Origin of the sequence: Corynebacterium atrinae, assembly GCF_030408455.1 — a bacterium.
In the GTDB taxonomy this organism is placed as follows: Bacteria; Actinomycetota; Actinomycetes; order Mycobacteriales; family Mycobacteriaceae; genus Corynebacterium; species Corynebacterium atrinae.
The window spans coordinates 52,601-70,685 of sequence record NZ_CP046977.1; the positions used below are offsets into that span (position 1 = coordinate 52,601).

Below are 18,085 nucleotides of genomic sequence, written 5' to 3' on the forward strand. Positions count from 1 at the left end.
TCTGTTGCTCGCTGGTCTGTTGGTGATGTGAGGATGGATTCCCAGCACTTCTTGTCTCTCTATCCGCATGTGCCCGGATCGCTGGTGGGGTGCCAAAATTCTCTAGAATGAATGGTACTATCTACCGTTTCCGCAGGTCGTAGAGAAACAGTTTTCGCATTCTAGAGAATTTTGGCAGATCCCGACTTCCTGATCGCGACGGGAGTGGAATCCGAGATACCTACCTGCTCTTGTCTTAGCCTTGTGGCACACAAAGCAAGTGGACAGGAAGCACTCGGATACGTTTCGTTTGTAATAGGGCTGCTGTTGATGTCGGGGAGCCTGGAACGAGACAAAGCTATGGGAATCAGGACTTGGGCGATTCCTTCTTCCGGCGAGGCCATATCTTCGGGCGACCGCCTTAGTGGGGATTGTCGGAGTTGTGACCTCGTTGGCTTCACTTCTGTCTTTCCTGGCGGGTGGAGAGTATGTCGTGCCCGTTGCTGCGTTCGTCGTGCAGATCGCTGTGCTCGCGTGGGGTGTGGTCAGGGCGAATGTTGCCGCCGAGGCAGGGTGAAGTTTGGCTGTGCTTTTGGCTCGAGAATGCTAAGTCATCCGTAAGCTGAGGATCAATGGATATCACCGTGCGCCCCGCTTTCGATTCGGAGCTACCTACTGTGGCCGCGCTGCTCAGCGAGGCCTTTGCCACTGACCCTGCGGCACACCGCATCGTCGGCGTCCGTCCCCGTGAACAGACCCGCACGGCACTGGAAGATCTGCTTGAGCCGTTGATCCGGCTCTACTACTTTCCCGATGGCGAGGTCGACGTGGCGGTAGCCGCTGACGGTGAGGTGGTCGGTGCTGCTTTGTGGGACCGACCTGGTTCTTCGCTGGGCCTGCGGGCCCAGCTGGCGATGGCGCCGTCGGTGGTGGGGGTACTGGGGCGTCGATTAGCAAAGACGGCGATCCAGAGTTTCCGGGTCCAGGCCTACCACCCGAAGTTCCCGCATTGGTATTTGTTCATGATCGGCGCGCGCCCCGAGGCGCAGGGGGCCGGCGTGGGCTCGGCCCTGTTGCGACACGGCCTCGATCGGGCGGGGGATGAGGCCGCTTACCTGGAGGCGTCGACCCCGGAATCGGCGGCTCTCTACCAGCGGATGGGCTTTGTGCCGCTTGGATTGACGCCGCTCCCGGCCGACGATGACGATCCGGAGCTGGCGATGTGGCGGCCCGGGGCGATGCCGACGTAGCCAGGGGAGTGCCATTATTCTCGCTGACATGACAGACCGGAGTGTGGCCGAGACCACTGTCGGGCAGGGGCCGCGCTGGGACGCCCTCCTGGAGACCTTGTGCACGGAGGATGACGTCGTCGTTGAGGGGACTGTGCGCCGATTGCAGGAAACTGTACCGGGCTACGAAATGGTCAACCGGGAGGCGTTGGCCGCATCGGCAAGGCGAAACATCGCCCTGAGCATCCGTATCATTCGCGCTGGGGTCGATCCCCGGCCCGACGAGGTGCCGGAGGCGGATGCTTTGGCGAATGAGCGGATGGGGCAGGGGGTGCCGCTCGGTAGCGTGCTCAGTGGCTTCCGGATCTCGATGATCAATATTCTCCGGCGGCTCATTGAGATGGCGCCGGATTTCGATGTGCCCTCGGATGAAGTGGTGGAATGCTCGGCTTTGCTGTGGTCGCTCGGTGATGTCTTTTCCTCCCGGGCGACGTCCGTTTACCGCGACCGGGAGATTTCGCGGGCGGTGGCTGATGAGGCTCGGCGGTCGGAGTGGATCGGCAAGGCGGTCTCGGAGGATCGAGACATCTCCGAACTGTTGTGGGGCGCGGCGATGTACAACGTCCCTACTGACGTGCCGCTGCGCGTGCTGGCTGCCCCGACACATGCCGAGGAGGAAGCGGGGGCAGCGAATTCCCTGCGTGAGTGGGCTAATCGTGCCGGGGTCCGCCTCATTACGTCGGTGCAGTCGAGCGTGATCGTGGGCATCGTCATGGGGGAGATCGACGAGGATGCGGTGGAGCCGGAGACGACCGTCGGCATCGGCCAGCCGGAGCGGCTGGACAATCTTGCCAGGTCGTTTCATGCCGCGTCGCTCGCATTGCGGGCGGCCGAGGCTCTCGGACAGCGAGGCCTGGTGGACCTGGATTCTTTGTCGTGGCGGCTGGGAGTGCACACGTCGCCGGAGACCACCGAGCTGTTGCGCGAGCGTTACATTGCGCCGTTAGAGCACGCTGGAGCATTCCGGCTGGAGCTGCTCGAGTCGGTGCGCGCTTACCTGAACAACCGAATGAACATTCCCGCGGCGGCGCGCAGCGTTCCGGTGCACGTGAACACGCTGCGCTACCGCTTGCGGCGCTTCGAGGAACTCACCGGCGCTGACCTCGGGGACGTCGATGGGCTCATTGAAGTTTCCTGGGCCTTGGCTGCCGAAGGGGCCGCGAAGCAGTTGTAGCTGGCTACAAGAAACGGGCTGAAACATTGCATCCCCAGATGTAGCGGGGGTCACAGGGCGCAGGGCAATCTGGAACGCATCACCCACCAATAAGTGCTCCAGATCACAAGCTAGGCGGACGCGCATGAGTGGGCGAATCCCCGTCCTCTCGTGGCCCTGCCACCCGTTCATCACAAGGAGGCTCCCGTGGTCCTCGGAATCATCGGCATCCTGCTCTCCCTCGTCATGCTGATCACGCTGGCGTATCGCGGCGTTCCGGTCATCATCGCCGCCCCATTAGCCGCGGTCGTCGCGTTGATTTTCTCCGGTGCGCCGATTCTGCCCGCCTACACACAGATCTTCATGCCGGCCATGGGCAACTTCATCAGTAGCTTCTTCCCGGTCTTCCTGGTCGGGGCGATCTTCGGCATGCTCATGACGATCACCGGTTATGCCAAGGCCATCGCCACCTCGGTGACCAAGCTCATCGGCGGCCGAGGCGCCATCGCCGCCACCGTCATTACCTCCGCGCTCATGACCTACGGTGGCATCAGCCTCTTCGTCGTCGCTTTCGTCATGTATCCGCTGGCCCGCGAGCTCTTCCGGGTGGCTGATATTCCCCGTCGCCTCATCCCGGCGACCATCGCCCTGGGTATTTTCACCTTCACCATGACTGCGCTGCCGGGTACCCCGCAGGTGCAGAACATCATTCCGGGTCAGTTCTTTGGCACCGGTTCCTTCGCTGGCGCCACCCTCGGACTCATCGGCTCGCTGGCCATCTTCGGCCTCGGCATGGGGTGGCTGGAGTTCCGACGTCGCCAGCTTGTAGCCAAGGGTGAGCACTTCTCCAGCCGGGAAAACGGCGGCGAGGCTGACGCGGCGTCGGGCTTCGACTCAGGTTCCGGTTCTGGTTCCGGCGGCACCACCATCGCCCCGCCGAAAAGCGCCATCGTTCCCTTCTTGCCACTGGTGACCGTCTTCGTGGTCAACTTCGCCTGCACCTTGTTTATCTTCCCGTCCCTCAACTGGGACTACCTCTCTGAGGAGAAGTACGGCGGAATCACCCTGTCCAGCCGCTCTGCCCTGTGGGCGGTACTGGTGGCCATCATCGCGGCGATCTTGCTCATCGTTGCCCTCAACTTCCGCAACCGTCGCCAGCTCGGGCGCAGCCTGGCGGAGGGCGCGAAGAACTCCATGTTCCCCGTGTTCTCCACCGCGAGTGAGGTCGGCTACGGTGCCGTCGTTGCCTCCGTCGCGGCGTTCGCCATGGTGCGCGATTCCGTGTTCAACATGGGGGCCAACGCCATCATCACCTCGGTGGTCACGGTTTCCATCACCGCGGGTCTCACCGGCTCCTCCTCCGGCGGCATGACGATTGCCCTTAACGCGCTGGGCAACGATCTGCGCGACATGGCCTTGGCTGAAGGCACCAGCCTGGAGGTCATGCACCGCCTCACCGCCATGGCGGCTGGCGGCTTGGACACCCTGCCGCACTCCGGCGCCGTGATCACCCTGCTCATCGTCTGCGGGCTCACCCACAAGCAGTCTTACAAGGACATCGCCGTGATCACCATGGCCATCCCGGTCGCTGTCGTCGCGGCGCTCGTTGCCCTGGTGTCGCTCACCCCGATCTTCTAACCCACCGAGAGGACCACACCCATGAACACCACCACCATTTCCTTGGCCGGCCGCCGCGCCCTCATCACCGGCGGAGCTTCCGGAATCGGCGCCGCCTGCGCGCGGGCATTCGCTGCCGCCGGGGCACACGTCACCATCTGCGACGTCAACGCCGACGCCGCACAAGAACTAGCCGATGAACTGGGAGGCGACACGTTCATCGCCGACCTCGCGGACACCGCTGCGCTCGAGGATCTCCGGCTCGACATAGACATCCTCGTCAACAACGCCGGCATCCAGCGCATCTCGCCGATCCAGGAATTCGACCCGGATGCCTGGCGGCTGATCAATCGGCTCATGGTCGAAGCCCCCTTCCTGCTCGTCCGCGCCGCCCTCCCCGGCATGTACGAGCGCGGTTTCGGGCGCATCATCAATATCTCCTCCGTGCATGGCCTGCGCGCGAGCGCGTTCAAGTCCGCTTATGTCACCGCCAAGCACGCCATTGAAGGGTTTTCCAAGGTCACCGCGCTCGAGGGTGGGCCACATGGCGTGACCTCCAACTGCATCAATCCCGCCTACGTCCGGACGCCGCTCGTCGAAAAGCAAATCGCCGATCAGGCGACAATCCATGGGATTGACGCGGATGAGGTCATCTCGGAGATCATGCTCACCAAATCCAGCATCAAACGGCTCATCGAGCCGGAGGAAGTTGCTTCCCTGGCCACGTGGCTGGCGTCCGACAATGCCGGCATGGTCACCGGCGCCGCGTACACCATCGATGGCGGCTGGACCGCCTCCTAGAAAGGTTCCACCATGTTCGAGCAAAAACTCACAGACTCGCTTTTCGACGGCATGACCCTCGCCGTCGGTGGCTTCGGTCTCTGTGGCATCCCCGCCACACTCATCGAGATGGTGCGCGATTCCGGCGTGCAGGACCTCACCGTCGTGTCCAACAACCTCGGCATCGACGGCGTTGGCCTGGGCCGGCTCCTGGAGACGGGGCAGATCTCCCGCGTCCTGGCCAGCTACATCGGCGAGAACAAGCTGTTCATGCAGCAGTACCTCGACGGCAGCGTCGACGTGGAGCTCGTCCCCCAGGGCACCCTCGCCGAGCGGATGCGCGCGGGTGGTGCCGGTATCGCCGCCTTCTACACGCGCACCGGCGTGGGCACCGAAGTTGCCGAAGGTAAGCCCACTGCCGAGTTTGATGGTGAGACCTACGTGCAGGAACGCGCCATCATCGCCGATGTCTCCCTCGTGCACGCGCACACGGCTGATCCCGACGGCAACCTGCGCTACCGCCTGGCCGCCCGCAACTTCAACCCCGTCGCTGCCGAATGCGGCAAGATCACCTTCGCCGAAGCGGAGAATCTCGTCGGACGGGGCGATCTCGGCCCGGACGATATCCACACTCCCAGCGTCTTCGTCCACCACGTCACGCAGGCAACGATCCCCGCACAGATCGAAGTGCTGGTCACCCGGCCCCAACCCACCCACGCGCCCCTCAAGGAGGGCTGACCCATGACCTGGACCCGCAACGACATGGCCGCCATCGCCGCCAGCGAGCTTGCCGACGGCGACTACGTCAACCTCGGCATCGGCATCCCCACCCTCATTGCCAACAACCTTCCCGACGGCGTCAACGTCACCATCCAGAGCGAAAACGGCATCCTCGGCATGGGCCCCAGCCCCTACGAGGGGGAGGAAGACCCCGACCTCATCAACGCCGGGAAGCAGACCATCACCCTGCTCCCCGGGGCATCGATCTTCGATTCCGCCACCTCCTTCGGCATGATCCGCGCGGGGAAGATGAAGGCCGCGTTCCTCGGCGCCATGGAGGTCTCCGCCTCTGGTGACCTGGCCAATTGGAAGATCCCGGGCAAGCTCGTCAAGGGAATGGGCGGGGCGATGGATCTGGTCGCCGGTGCCCGCCGGGTCGTCGTACTCACCGACCACACCGCTAAAGATGGCACCCCGAAGATCGTCGAGAAGTGTTCCCTCCCGCTCACCGGCGTGGGCGTGGTGGACCGCATCATCACCAACCTCGCCGTCTTCGACATCGTCGACGGGGCACTCGTGCTTATCGACGCCGCCCCCGGTGTCACCGTGGACGACATCCGCGAAAAAACCGGCGGACCGTTCACGCTCGCCCCCACCAAGGAGAAGAATTCATGAGAGACGTCTACGTCGCCGGCATCGGCGAAACACCTTTGGGCCGGTACCCAGACCGCGGCCTCCACGACATGATCCGCGACGCCGCAGGCCAGGCCATCACCGAATCCGGCGTCGACCCCACCCGCATCGGCGCCGCCTACATCGGCAACTTCGCCGGACAAACCCTCACCGGTCAGGGCCACCTCGGCCCCCTCATGACCGAAACCCTTGGGCTTATCGACGTCCCCGCCTTCCGCATCGAAGGCGCCTGCGCCTCCGGTGGCCTCGCCCTCCACCAGGCTGTCCAGGCCATCCGCTACGGAATCCACGACGTCGTGCTCGTCGGCGGTGTCGAAAAGATGACCCACCAATCCACCGCCGTGGTCACCGAAGCGCTCACCTCCGCAATGGACATCACCTACGAAGGGCACTCCGGCCTCACCTTCCCCGGCATCTTCGCCATGGTGGCCAACCGTTACTTCCACGAGCACCGCAACGTCCGCCGCGAGATGGCCCAGGTCGCCGTCCAATCCCACGACAATGCCCTCCTCAACCCCCATGCGCAGCTGCGCAAGCAGATCGACATCGACAAGGTACTATCCGCGCCCGCCATCGCCGACCCACTCGGGCTCTACGACTGTTCGCTGGTCACCGACGGCGCTGCCTTCCTCGTCCTCACCGCCGACCCCGTGGCGGACCACGGCAAGCGAGGAGTCCGAATCACCGGCGCCGGCCACGGCGGCGACGCCCTCACCCTCCACGGCAAAGCCACGAAGACCAGCTTCAAGGCCACCCGCCAAGCCTCTGCCATCGCCTACGAACAAGCGGGCCTCACCCCCGCCGACATCGACCTCGCCGAAGTCCACGACTGCTTCACCATCACCCAGATCATCAACACCGAGGACCTCGGCTTCTTCGACCCCGGCCGTGGCGGCGACGCCGTCGCCGAGGGCCGCACCGCCCGCAACGGCGACATCCCCATCAACACCTCCGGCGGACTCAAAGCCAAAGGCCATCCGATCGGCGCAACCGGCATCAGCCAAGCCATCGAAATCATCACACAACTGCGTGGCGACGCCGCCGAACGCCAAGTCGCCACCGCCAACACCGGCCTCACCCACAACCTGGGTGGCACCGCCGGCACCTGCGTGGTCACCATCTTCGAGGGAGAGTAAACCCATGTCAGCCACCATCTTTACCTACACCATCGTCCGCACCCCACCCCAAGGATTCGACGGCGCCCCCTACTGCGTGGCCATCGTCGACCGGGGTGGCACCCTGGAGACCGCCCGCGTCTCCGGCTACACCGACGGCCGACAGGTCGCCATCGGTGATGAACTCGACCGGCTCGAAGAACCGGATGAGCACGGGGCTTATTACCGGCTGCGGGACTGAGCTCTATTTAGCGTTCGAGAGAACAGGTGGTTTCGATGTGACTTTGTCTGCCATCCTCTCCGGATACACCATTCTAGGCCCCAAAGGTACGATAACTATTTGGGATCCTCTCAAGCCTCTAAACCGACAGCAATTATTTGGCTCTGGATGGAGACCATGGGTGGAGCCTGTTCCAATTAGAGGGAAAGCCCATGTCTGCGAGTGATTTCGATGGCAGGCATTCGGAAGAAGATGTGAGAAATGCCGCCATATCTTGGGCCCAGTCAATATGGCCTTCGATTGATTCCAAGAGAAAGGACATGATCGTCAACACACCATAAATGTCAGTAGATTGAGGTGTCTGCCCAAATCCCTCAAAATAGCCATTTACTCGCTCAGCGTCGGACACGTCCTTGGCACCGAACTGTCTGTCCCAAAGACGTGCATGGTGCGCGGTAAAATTCCTCACGAGTGAAAGCTGGTGGAGCCAACCTGCGAGGTTGGTAGCCCTTGCGCCTCTCTTCTTTGGCGGATCATTCAGGCCGAACCCCTTGGCGATTGCTCGTTGGTCGACGGACCTCAATTGTGCGAAGAGCTTCGATAAATCAGAAAAATCTAGGAGATCGGTGAGAACCCAGATGGGGAGCTCGCCCCCGTAGTTCTTTTTATGGTGTACTGCGACCTCGTCGTTTCTCGTTAAGGCACGTTTGAATCGGTTATCGAAAGTCTTGAGAAGGATCGAGTACTCCGGTTTGGAGCGAAAATGACTTGCATTCTTATGCGCGTCGGCGCCGTAGTATCCGAGGTGGTAAGCCATGCGGGCACGTAGTGCAATTTCGATCTTTTCGATACCTGAGAAGACTCTATACCGTAACTCTCGGTCGAAAATATACAAAGAGACGACATCCTCGAAGGTAGTGCCGTTTCTAAAGCGATTTGCTTTCTTCCCGCGACTATTGGTTTCCCGAAAGTGATGAGTATAAAGGCTTAGCCGATAGTAGCCAGCCTCTTGGAGCCACTTTGTGGCGAATTGGTGATCTCCGATGATCATGCCGCGGCTGCTAAGCAGTGCTATCTGCTGGGCGTACGTCTTGTACGTTTTCAGGGGGCGGGGAGGAGATGTCATGGTTAGAAATGTATCAAGCCCGCTCCCCGTGGGTACGGGTGCGGGCTCAATGATTGCCATTATGATAGACGATCGGTTCGCCACTTGTCCACTCGTAGTTGAGGGGCGGGTTGACTAGAAAGTATTTCGCAGTCAAGCCTTGATCTCCGCCAGCACCGCTGCGGCCATCTCCTTCTGACCCAGCGGGGTCGGATGCATGGGGTAGGCATCGGTCTCCACGCCCGTGACGTCGGCCCAGCGCTCAGATGGTTCGGCGCAGACGGTATGAGCGAAGGCATCCTCGGGGAGGGCGAACGTAGCGCCGTGCCTGTCCGCCGCATCCCGCACGACCGAGTTGATCTCCTCCGTCAACGAGACGGCCCACGCGACTTCAAAGCGAGGCACGCGATCCAGCGGAGCGCAGTCTTCGTCGTTGCTCAGTAGTGGCAGGTAGCCGGTCGTGATGATTCGTGCGTCGGGGCTGCGTTGGTCGATGGCGGCGTAGACGCGGTCTAGGTCTGCGGGCAGTGCGGCCAGCTGCGCAGGTACCGTTTCCTTGAGTGTTGACGAGCAAGAAACCCCACTACCGCGCATCATGTCGGCGAAGCAGGTGGCGATGTCGCCGAAGCGAATGTCGTTGCCGCCGATGGAAAGGGTGACCAGGTCCGTATCGGGGGTGAGGGCATCAATCTGGTTGGCCAGCACGTCGGCCGTCTGGGCGCTGGAGCAGGTGGCGTCGGTGCCGCTACCGATGAGTGGATCGGAAAGCACGAGGGACGGGTAGTTGTCGATAGAGCGATAGCATTCAACCGGCCCGGTGGTGTCGGCTGAGGCGCTGCCCATGGCGGCGAAGGAGTCGCCGAGCGCCACATATACCCCAATGTCTTCGGGGATGTCTCTGGGCACCGGGGCGCTGCAACTCGCTAACAAAACAGCGGGGATCACAACGAATGGAAGGCGCACGTTAAGCACCATAGGCCAACGGGCAGTGGATGCGTAAGGTCACGGCATCGCCGATGGTGGGGCGTTCACCCCGCATGGTGGCGCGAAAGCGCAGTTGAGAGGAAGTTTCCAAGGTGACGCTGTAATCGCCGTCGTCGTAAAGCACCGAAGCGATGGTGGCGGGGATGGCACCCGGCGTACCAGCCGGCAGGACGTCGACGGCGGCAGGCAAGACGGCGAGCCGGAGATCAGAACCAAGGGTACCTTGGACATCAACGTCATCGATTGCCCAGCTCACGCCTAATGATGGGGCGGAGATTCTGCCGCCGTCGGCCACCGCGTCCAACAGAGTGGCATCGGCGATGAAGGAGGCTACCTGCGGGGTGGCCGGGTGGTGTAGGAGGGTGGCGGGATCGGCGACCTGTTGGACGCGGCCGTCGATAAGCACAACGACGCGATCGGCGATCGAAAGTGCTTCCGCGCGATCGTGCGTGACATGGATGGTGGTGAGGCCGGCGCTGCGGGTGAGCGCGACGAGCTCGCGGCGCAGGCTGTCGCGGAGGGGTTCGTCGAGGGCGGAGAGGGCTTCGTCAAGAAGCAGCACGCTGGGGTCGGTGATGATGGCACGGGCCAGTGCCACCCGCTGCCGCTGCCCGCCAGACAAACTGGCGGGACGGCGCGCACCGAAATCCGACAATCCCACCAGGTCAAGGACGCTTTCCACCCGCGTCTGTCGACGTTGCTTATCGACGCCCGCGCGGCGCAGCGGGTACTCCACGTTGCGCGCCACCGTCATGTGCGGCCACACCGCATGCTGTTGAAACACCATGCCCATCCCGCGCTTTTCCGGTGGCACCTGCGTGAGATCCCGGCCCGCGACGGAGACCTGGCCGTGCGAAGGCGTGAGGAAACCGGCAATGGTGCGAAGCAGCGTGGTTTTCCCTGAGCCGGAGGGTCCGATGAGCGCGATGAACTCGTGTTCTTGTACCTCGAGGTTCACCTTTTCCAGTCCGATGGTCCCGTCGGGAAACGTGACAGTCACATCAGTGAGATCGATAAAGGACATGGGAATCAGCTCCTGGATGCCGGGCTGCGAACGGTGAGGGACAAGGCAACAATGCCAAGGAGGGCGAACATGAGCGATAGGGCGGAGGCCTGGTTGTAGTTTCCGGCTTGCTGCAGGTTGAACACTTGAACGCCCAAGGTGGTGGTGCCGGGGGCGATGAGCAGAATGGAGACGGTCAGTTCCCGCACTGCGGTCACGGCAACGAGTACCGCCCCGGAGATGGCGGCAGGGATGGCCATCGCGCCGGTGGTATCGAGGAGCGCTCGCAGGCGCCCGGCGCCACTGATGCGAGCGGCTTCCTCCACCGCCAGGGGAGTGCCTTGCAATGGCGCGCGCACTGCCTGCAACACCATCGCGGTGAAGGCGCAGACGTAGGCGCCGAGGATCACCCACATGGTGTTGTAGATACCGGTGTAGCGGCCCAGAATGAGCCAACCAACACCGATGATGAGGCCGGGAAGCGCGGTGGGCAACAAGATGGTCAAGGTCAGTGCCGTGTTGCCGAAGAGTTGGGTCCGGGTGACCAACACGCCGATGAACCAACCGAGGACGCCGCAGATGAGCGCCGCTCCCACCGCCAAGACGACGGAGTTGCTCAGGCCTTCGATCACCCGCGGGTTCACCATGGCGCGGCGGAAGTTCTCCAGGGAGATGGTCTCCCACGTGAACGGCACGCCGGGCGCAGGCAGCAGGGCGCGGTAAGCCAGTCCGAGCAGCGGTCCGAGGGTAATGGCGAGGCCGACCAGCCAACTCACGACGGTGACGGGCCAGCGGGCGGCTCCCAATTGGAAGCGCAGGGGCTCACCCGTGTCGTGCAACTTCGACGAGGCCGCGTGCAGGGATACGAGGTGATCAGCCATGACAGCCGCAATACCGAGGAAAAGGATGACAACGCCGATGGTGGAGACAGTCTGCAGGGGGTTGCTCACCGTCCCGGATTCCATGAACCGGTAGATCATCGTCGCCAGGGTTTCGAAGCGCGCCGGTGAACCCAGCAGCGCGGGAATGCCAAAGTCCGCCAGATTCGCCACCGCCGTCAGCGTGAACGCCGAGAGGACAGCGGGCCGCAGGAGGGGCAGCGTGATGGTGCGAATGACAGTGCCGGTGGTGGCGCCGCTGATCCGTGCCGCTTGCTCAATATCCGAGGGGATCGAGCGAAGGGCACTAGAGATGATGACGTAGACGATTGGGTAGGAATGCACGATGAGCAGCAGCGTCACCCCATCCGCACCGTAGATATTCCAGATCTCCCTGCCGAAGATGCGGTTGATGCCCTGACTTGGGCCAAACAGCTGCAACCACGCGATCGCCCCAATGAATGGGGGAATGAGCAGCGGGGAGAGCAACAGCAACCGGAGGGCTGCCACGCCGCGAGCATCAGTGCGGTCCAGCACCACAGCAATGGTCGTGCCCATGATGACCGCCCCGACCGCAGAGACGAGGGTGGTGTAAAACGAATTCCGCACTGCGGTCCCGAGCCCCTGATCGAGCAGAGTGGGGAGGTGATTTCCTCCCAGCGCCAGGCCAATGACGAGCGCCAAGGGAGTGATGAACAACCCCAGGACGATCAGCCACACGCCGCCGCGCGCCAAGGAGAGGGAAGAGAAAAGGCGCATGAAAAACTTCGGTAGCTGCTAGTTCATGGCCGCTTGGAAGGATGCTACGGCTGCTTCCTTATCCGCGGTAACCACTGCCAGATTCGGGGTCATCAGCGCGATATCAGCTAGCGGCGGGGTGCCCTCCGGGGTGCCCACGTCCTCGCGCACCGGGAGGTAGGCCTGCTCGACTGCGATCTTCTGCCCTTCCTCAGAGAGCAAGAAGTTGATGTAGCGTTCCGCAGCTTCCTTCTTTGTCGAGGTGGAGAACACGCCCGCTGGTTCCGTGATGTACGGCGCACCCTCGGTGGGGTAGACGGCCTGGATCGGCGAGCCCGCCACTGCCAGGTCGCGCACCAGGTAATCGACGACAATGCCCACCGGATGACCACCGCCGGCGATCTCCTGGGAGGTCGGGCCATTCGACTGGGCGATCATCGGGCGATTTTCTCCCAGCGCAGTGATCCACGATTCGCCGAGCTGTGAATCGTTCTTCCACACCGAGGCGTTAAAAGCGGCCGCACCGGAGACAGCCGGGTCGGGGAGGACCAGCTGGTTGGCATACTTCGGATCAACGAGGTCTGCCCACGACTGCGGGGCATCAGCGGTTTCGATAACGGAGGTGTTGTAGGCGATAACTGTGGGAATGATGCGGGTGCCCACGTAGGTGTTGTCGGCATCCTTGGCCTCGTCGATGAGTGCGCTGGTATCCACGTCCTGCAAGGTAGCCAGGTCGCCCTCAGCCTTGTAGCTTTCAAACGTTGCGGCGTCGGCCGCCCACAGCACATCGGCCTCGATGCTCCCGGACTGCTTCTCTGCTGCGATGCGCGCGTTGAGGTCACCAGTGCCAGCGCGGTACACCGAGACCTTGATGTCCGGGTTGGCGGCCTCGAATGCCGCATTGATCTCGTCGACCTTTTCTTCGGGCTCCGAGGTGTAGACCGTAATGGTGGTGACCTCAGCGGAGGCAACTTCGGAGGTACCTTCGGAAGGTTCGCCACAGGCGACGAACAAAGCGGCGGAAGCACCGACACCGAGTGCGGTTGCTAGCAGGCGGCGAGTGGACATATCGGCTCTCTTTTCCTGGGGCGACGATTTTGACCCTCATAGACTCCCACGGTTCGCCTCAGCGCGCAGCACGAATGACTCGCAGCCAACTAGGGTAGCCCCATGGCCGAAATCGTCGCTTCCCGGCGCCGCGTGCTCACTGCCCTCATGATCGCCCAGATCATGGCTGGCCTGGCACATGGCGTTACTTTTTCTATGGGTGCGATCCTGGCCGCGGATATTGCGGGCCCGGCGTGGGGTGGGGCAGCGTCGACCGTGACCACGATCGGCGCGGGCCTATGGGCCGTGCCGTTGGCGAGGATTGTGGAGCGGCGGGGGAGGAGGGCGTCGTTAAGCACTGGTTTGGCGCTGGGTTCGGTGGGTGCCTTGTCGGCGATGTTGGGGGCGCAGACCCGGATCTTTGGGTTTTTGTTGGTGGGGTTTTTCTTCCTCGGTGCGGCGGTGGCGATGAACCTGCAGTCGCGGTTCGCGGCTGCGGATATTGCCAGCGATGAGCACAAGGGGCGCGATATATCGCTGGTGGTGTGGTCGACGACGATCGGCGCGGTCCTCGGGCCCAATCTTTTCGGCCCGACGGAGACCCTGGGTGCGGCGCTGGGGCTGGCGAATTTCGCCGGCGCGTACGTGGTGTGCATTGCGGCGCAGTGGATCGCCATCCTGGTGCTGCAGGTGATGCTTAGGCCGCAGCCGGCACCGGTGGCGGCGCGGGCGACGTCGTTGCCGAAGGTGAAGTTGGCGGAGCATCCGGTGGTGATGTCGGCGATCGTGACGAATGCGTTTAGTCACTTCGCGATGATCGCCATCATGTCGATGACCGCCGTGCACATGCACTCGCACGGGGCGTCGTTCACGCTCATCGGGCTGACGATTTCTTTCCACGTCGGCGGCATGTTCGGCCTGGCGCCGGTGTTTGGTTACCTCGCGGACACGGTGGGGGCCAGGCAGACGATGCTGCTGGGGGTGGGAATGACGCTGCTATCCGCTCTGCTTCTGGTGTTCTGGGCGGGCAACGAGAAGATTGTGGTGGTCGCGCTGGCGCTGCTCGGGCTGGGGTGGTCGGCGACGCTCGTGGGGTCCTCGGCGGTGGTGGCCACGGCGGCCCCGCCGGAGTACAAGGCGGGCCTGCAGGGGCGCAGTGACCTGCTCATGAACCTCACCGGCGCGCTCGGCGGGGTCGTCGCCGGGCCGGTCGTGTCCATGCTGGGCATGCCAGCGATGGCGGGGATGGTCCTCGTCCTCATCACCGCCGTCACCGTGTTCACGGCTGCTTTACGACGCCGCGCCTAACCCAGCGTGCACACCGGTGCCACGTCGCGACGGCCTTCGGCCATCGGCACCGTGAGGAAGGCACACGGCCACCATCCCCGGTTGCTCACCGTCTGGTTCACCAGCGACCACTGCTCGGCGCTGAGGCTTTGGGTGCGGCTGAGCACGAAGCCCGAGCGGCGCTGCGGATCACCGACGATGGCCAGGGAGTAATCCTCGGCCAGGTAAGTGATGCGGTAGTTGACCGGGCCGTTGTCGTCCTGGAAGGGCACGCCGGGGAAGTTCACGCGGAGGGAAGCATTGGTGTCGGTGTCGCGGATCGTCGCGGTGCCCTCAATGGCGGAGTCCGAGCTGAAGTGGGAGCCGCAGAAATTACGAACGCTGACGGTGGAGTCGTCGATGAGCGCATATTCCGCGGTCGTGTCGTGGGTGCACTGCAGAGTGAAGGGCTGCGGGATGGCGGCGACCTGGTACCACAGGCCCATGTAGCGCTCCGGGTCCACGTGCTCGACCTGGGACAACTCGGGGGCGCCGCTGGAACCCTGGGGCACGAGGTTGGAGGAACCGCCGAGGAGGCGGCCGCCATCGGTGATGTCCTGGGCGATGGCGGTCGAGGTGAGGCCAGGCAGAAGAAGGGCGGTGGTGGCCAGGGCGAGCAGGGTCGTGCGGATGGATCGCATGGTCAAGCCTTTCAGTTGTCGGGTGCCTGTTAGACGCCACAGAAGCGGCGCACCAGGGAGCGGTAAGCCTGCACCGTGAGGTCCAAGTCTTCCAGCTCAATGTACTCGTCGTGGTGATGGAGCAGATGGAAAACATCGCCCAAGGTGCGTTCGCGGGCGTGGAGAGCGAAACCGTAGCCCGTGCCCCCAAGCTGGCGGGCAAAACGCAGGTCAGATCCACCGGCGGCGACGGTCGGAATGACGGGCACACCGGGGAAGAACTCGTCAAAGGTGTCGATGAGGGCATCAAACAGCGGGCCGGACGTGGGGGACACCGTGGCAGGTTCGGAGATGAGCCGCTCGATGCGCACGCTCGGAGCCAAGTCGCCCAGGGCTTCGGTGAGGATGGCGTCCACATCATCCTGAGTCGTACCGGGCAACGGGCGGATGTCCAAGTCCAAGGTCGCCGACGAGGGCAGGACGTTGATCGCGGAACCCGCGCGCAGGATCGTCGGCGAGATGGTCAACCGCGAGAGGGCGTGGGCGTAGCGCTTGAGGTCGCCGAAATGCTCGAAGGCTGTATCGTCGGTGCCCGCCAACAGGGACTCTTCCACCTCGGGGGAGAAGCGGAACGCACGCACGAAGCCCTGCCACAGGGGGTCCTGGGAGACGGGGACGTCGATAAGCGAAATGCGACGTGCCACCTCGGCGATGTTCGCGATCGCCGACTCCCGCCCGTACGGGTTCGAGCCGTGACCGGCATCGCCAGACACGTGCAAACGGCGCTGAGCTGCACCTTTCTCGCCGACGACGAGGACGAGGGCATCGGAACCGTCCGCGATCGGCAGATGCGAACCACCAGTTTCGGAGAGACAGTTCCGCCAGGAAAACGCCTCCGGATGTTCCTCGGAGAGCCACTTGGCACCGAGCGTGCCGCGCGACTCCTCATCGGCGACGCCCACGAACGTCAGGGTGCCGGTGGGGCGGCCGGTACGGGCGGCATCGCGAAGCACAGCAGCCTGCGTGGCGGTGATAAACAGCATGTCCATCGCCCCGCGGCCATACAGGCGACCCTCGCGGATCTCCGCGCCGAAAGGATCAACTGTCCACCGATCAACGTCGACCGGGACAACATCGGTGTGGCCGAGCAATGTCAACGGCTCAGCAACCTGATCGGTGCCCGGCAGGGTAACGACGATGCTTACGCGACCCGGCGCCGATTCGAAACGCTCAATGGTCACGCCCGGAGTATCAGCGAAAAAACGCTCCAACGTATCCGCATTGCGCACCTCCTGACCGGAACTCGGCGTGTAATCATTCACGCACGCATTGCGGATGAGTTCGCGCAGGAGGCTAAGGGTGTCTTCGTAAAGAGCCATGCGTCCAACTTACTCAGACCCTGGTCTGAACTTCGTTCAACCGCAAAGACTACACTGTTTGAACAACGTTCAAGCCCTAGGAGACTGACGACCAATGACCACCATCCTCGACACCGCCCGCGCCGTGGCCCTCGAAAAGGGCGAAGGCCTGTCCGAAGCTGAACTCCTCGCCATTCTCGAGCTGCCCGATGAGGCGCTGCCCGAGCTCCTCGACCTCGCGCACCAGGTCCGCCTGCGCTGGTGCGGAGAGGAAGTGGAGATCGAAGGCATCATCTCCCTCAAGACCGGCGGCTGCCCGGAGGACTGCCACTTCTGTTCGCAGTCCGGTCTCTTCGAATCCCCGGTGCGTTCCGTCCAGCTTGATATCGCTGAGCTGGTCGAGGCAGCGAAGCAGACCCAGAAGTCCGGCGCCACTGAATTCTGCATCGTCGCCGCCGTGAAGGGCCCCGACGAGCGCCTCATGGTTCAGCTGGAAGAGGCCGTCGCCGCCGTCTACGCCGAGGTAGATATCCACGTCTCCGTGTCGGTGGGCATCCTCACCAAGGAGCAGGTCGATCGACTTAAGGCGGCCGGCGTCAAGCGCTACAACCACAACCTCGAATCCTCGCGCTCCTTCTTCCCGCGCGTCGCCACCACCCACACGTGGGATGAGCGCCACCGCACCCTCGAGCTCATCCGCGAGGCCGGTATTGAGGTCTGCTCCGGCGGCATCCTTGGCATGGGTGAGTCCCTCGCCCAGCGTGCCGAGTTCGCCGTGCAGCTCGCCGCTTTCGCGCCGGAGGAGGTCCCGATCAACTTCCTCGACCCGCGCCCCGGCACACCGTTCGCGGATCGCCCGCTTATCGACGCCGCCGAAGCCCTCAAGGCCACCGCCATGCTGCGGTTGGCCATGCCCAAGGCCACCCTGCGTTTCGGTGGTGGACGCGAGCTCACCCTCGGTGACCTGGGCGTCGAGCAGGGTCTCAAGGGCGGGGCGAATGCGCTCATCGTCGGCAATTATCTGACCACGCTTGGTCGTCCGCAGGAAGATGATCTCGACATGCTCGAGGGCCTGCGCATCCCGATCAAGGTCGTGGGCAAGGTTATCTAGATGGACGAACTCGCCGCCGCTGTCTTCACTGGCGAGGCTCCGGTGTTTCATCCCAACACCGGCGCGGAGATCGGCATCGATGAGGAGCGGCCGCTCTCGGTTGGCGCGGCCGCCGGCCTCGAGCCGCCGCGCTATTGCCAGCTCTGTGGTCGCCGAATGAAGGTGCAGATTCGGCCTACCGGCTGGCACGCAGAGTGTTCGCGTCACGGGGAGCTGGATTCGACGCTGCTGGATCGCTAAACGTCGCGATCAGGGCGTCGCGATCACGGGGTGGGGTGCCAAAATTCTCTAGAATGAATCGTATGACCAAGCGTTTCCCCAGGTCAGAAAATTCCGCCCCGCGCATTCT

The 18,085-nt window shown here is 63.2% G+C and carries 18 protein-coding genes; 11 read left to right on the forward strand and 7 right to left on the reverse strand.

Going from position 1 to position 18,085, the window contains the following annotated elements; translation table 11 throughout:
* The first annotated feature begins 611 nt into the window (after positions 1-611).
* The 8 genes from CATRI_RS00305 (at position 612) to CATRI_RS00340 (ending at position 7,587) form a co-directional block, all read left to right on the forward strand.
* On the forward strand, positions 612-1,229 hold the full coding sequence (locus tag CATRI_RS00305; RefSeq protein WP_290218545.1) for a GNAT family N-acetyltransferase: 618 nt from the start codon (positions 612-614) through the stop codon (positions 1,227-1,229).
* A gap of 28 nt (positions 1,230-1,257) precedes the next feature.
* Positions 1,258-2,442, forward strand: a complete 1,185-nt coding sequence (locus CATRI_RS00310; protein ID WP_290218547.1) for a PucR family transcriptional regulator — start codon at positions 1,258-1,260, stop codon at positions 2,440-2,442.
* 186 nt (positions 2,443-2,628) lie between these two features.
* Entirely contained in the window at positions 2,629-4,059 is a 1,431-nt protein-coding gene (locus CATRI_RS00315) for a GntP family permease (protein ID WP_290218549.1), read from the forward strand.
* Between the two features lie 21 nt (positions 4,060-4,080).
* A complete protein-coding gene (locus CATRI_RS00320) occupies positions 4,081-4,839 on the forward strand; it encodes a 3-hydroxybutyrate dehydrogenase (RefSeq protein ID WP_290218552.1) in 759 nt (252 codons plus the stop codon).
* A 12-nt stretch (positions 4,840-4,851) separates the two neighbouring features.
* Positions 4,852-5,556 (forward strand): CoA transferase subunit A, encoded by a 705-nt coding sequence (locus tag CATRI_RS00325; protein ID WP_290218554.1) that lies wholly within the window; start codon positions 4,852-4,854, stop codon positions 5,554-5,556.
* Positions 5,557-5,559: 3 nt separating this feature from the next.
* A complete protein-coding gene (locus CATRI_RS00330; protein WP_290218557.1) occupies positions 5,560-6,213 on the forward strand; it encodes a CoA transferase subunit B in 654 nt (217 codons plus the stop codon).
* Positions 6,210-7,367 carry a thiolase domain-containing protein gene (locus CATRI_RS00335; RefSeq protein WP_290218559.1) on the forward strand — a complete coding sequence of 386 codons (1,158 nt, stop codon included), beginning with the start codon at positions 6,210-6,212 and terminating at the stop codon, positions 7,365-7,367. Before CATRI_RS00330 ends, CATRI_RS00335 begins: the two co-directional genes overlap by 4 nt.
* Positions 7,368-7,371: 4 nt before the next feature.
* On the forward strand, positions 7,372-7,587 hold the full coding sequence (locus CATRI_RS00340) for an OB-fold domain-containing protein (RefSeq protein ID WP_290218560.1): 216 nt from the start codon (positions 7,372-7,374) through the stop codon (positions 7,585-7,587).
* 133 nt (positions 7,588-7,720) lie between these two features.
* Here the strand turns inward: CATRI_RS00340 and CATRI_RS00345 are convergent, their stop codons facing one another.
* From CATRI_RS00345 to CATRI_RS00365, 5 genes are all read right to left on the reverse strand, one after another.
* A complete protein-coding gene (locus tag CATRI_RS00345) occupies positions 7,721-8,692 on the reverse strand; it encodes an Abi family protein (protein ID WP_290218561.1) in 972 nt (323 codons plus the stop codon).
* A gap of 132 nt (positions 8,693-8,824) precedes the next feature.
* Complete coding sequence (locus CATRI_RS00350; protein ID WP_290218563.1) at positions 8,825-9,577, reverse strand: SGNH/GDSL hydrolase family protein; 753 nt, start codon at positions 9,575-9,577, stop codon at positions 8,825-8,827.
* Positions 9,578-9,635: 58 nt separating this feature from the next.
* On the reverse strand, positions 9,636-10,679 hold the full coding sequence (locus CATRI_RS00355) for an ABC transporter ATP-binding protein (protein ID WP_290218564.1): 1,044 nt from the start codon (positions 10,677-10,679) through the stop codon (positions 9,636-9,638).
* A gap of 5 nt (positions 10,680-10,684) precedes the next feature.
* Positions 10,685-12,295 (reverse strand): ABC transporter permease, encoded by a 1,611-nt coding sequence (locus CATRI_RS00360; protein WP_290218566.1) that lies wholly within the window; start codon positions 12,293-12,295, stop codon positions 10,685-10,687.
* A gap of 18 nt (positions 12,296-12,313) precedes the next feature.
* Positions 12,314-13,342, reverse strand: a complete 1,029-nt coding sequence (locus CATRI_RS00365) for an ABC transporter substrate-binding protein (protein WP_290218568.1) — start codon at positions 13,340-13,342, stop codon at positions 12,314-12,316.
* 102 nt (positions 13,343-13,444) lie between these two features.
* On the opposite strand from CATRI_RS00365, the gene CATRI_RS00370 reads away from it, so the two are divergent.
* Positions 13,445-14,629, forward strand: coding sequence for an MFS transporter (locus tag CATRI_RS00370; protein WP_290218571.1), 1,185 nt, complete (start codon positions 13,445-13,447; stop codon positions 14,627-14,629).
* Here CATRI_RS00370 and CATRI_RS00375 read toward each other — a convergent pair.
* Both CATRI_RS00375 and CATRI_RS00380 read right to left on the reverse strand, forming a co-directional pair.
* Complete coding sequence (locus tag CATRI_RS00375; protein ID WP_290218574.1) at positions 14,626-15,288, reverse strand: lipocalin family protein; 663 nt, start codon at positions 15,286-15,288, stop codon at positions 14,626-14,628. The genes CATRI_RS00370 and CATRI_RS00375 overlap by 4 nt on opposite strands.
* Positions 15,289-15,317: 29 nt before the next feature.
* Positions 15,318-16,646: a M20/M25/M40 family metallo-hydrolase gene (locus tag CATRI_RS00380; protein WP_290218576.1), complete on the reverse strand. Its 1,329-nt coding sequence runs from the start codon at positions 16,644-16,646 to the stop codon at positions 15,318-15,320.
* Positions 16,647-16,740: 94 nt separating this feature from the next.
* On the opposite strand from CATRI_RS00380, the gene bioB reads away from it, so the two are divergent.
* Both bioB and bsaP read left to right on the forward strand, forming a co-directional pair.
* Positions 16,741-17,736: a biotin synthase BioB gene (gene bioB, locus CATRI_RS00385; protein WP_290218578.1), complete on the forward strand. Its 996-nt coding sequence runs from the start codon at positions 16,741-16,743 to the stop codon at positions 17,734-17,736.
* Complete coding sequence (gene bsaP / locus CATRI_RS00390) at positions 17,737-17,976, forward strand: biotin synthase auxiliary protein BsaP (protein WP_290218582.1); 240 nt, start codon at positions 17,737-17,739, stop codon at positions 17,974-17,976. It abuts the gene before it with no gap.
* The last annotated feature ends 109 nt before the right edge of the window (positions 17,977-18,085 follow it).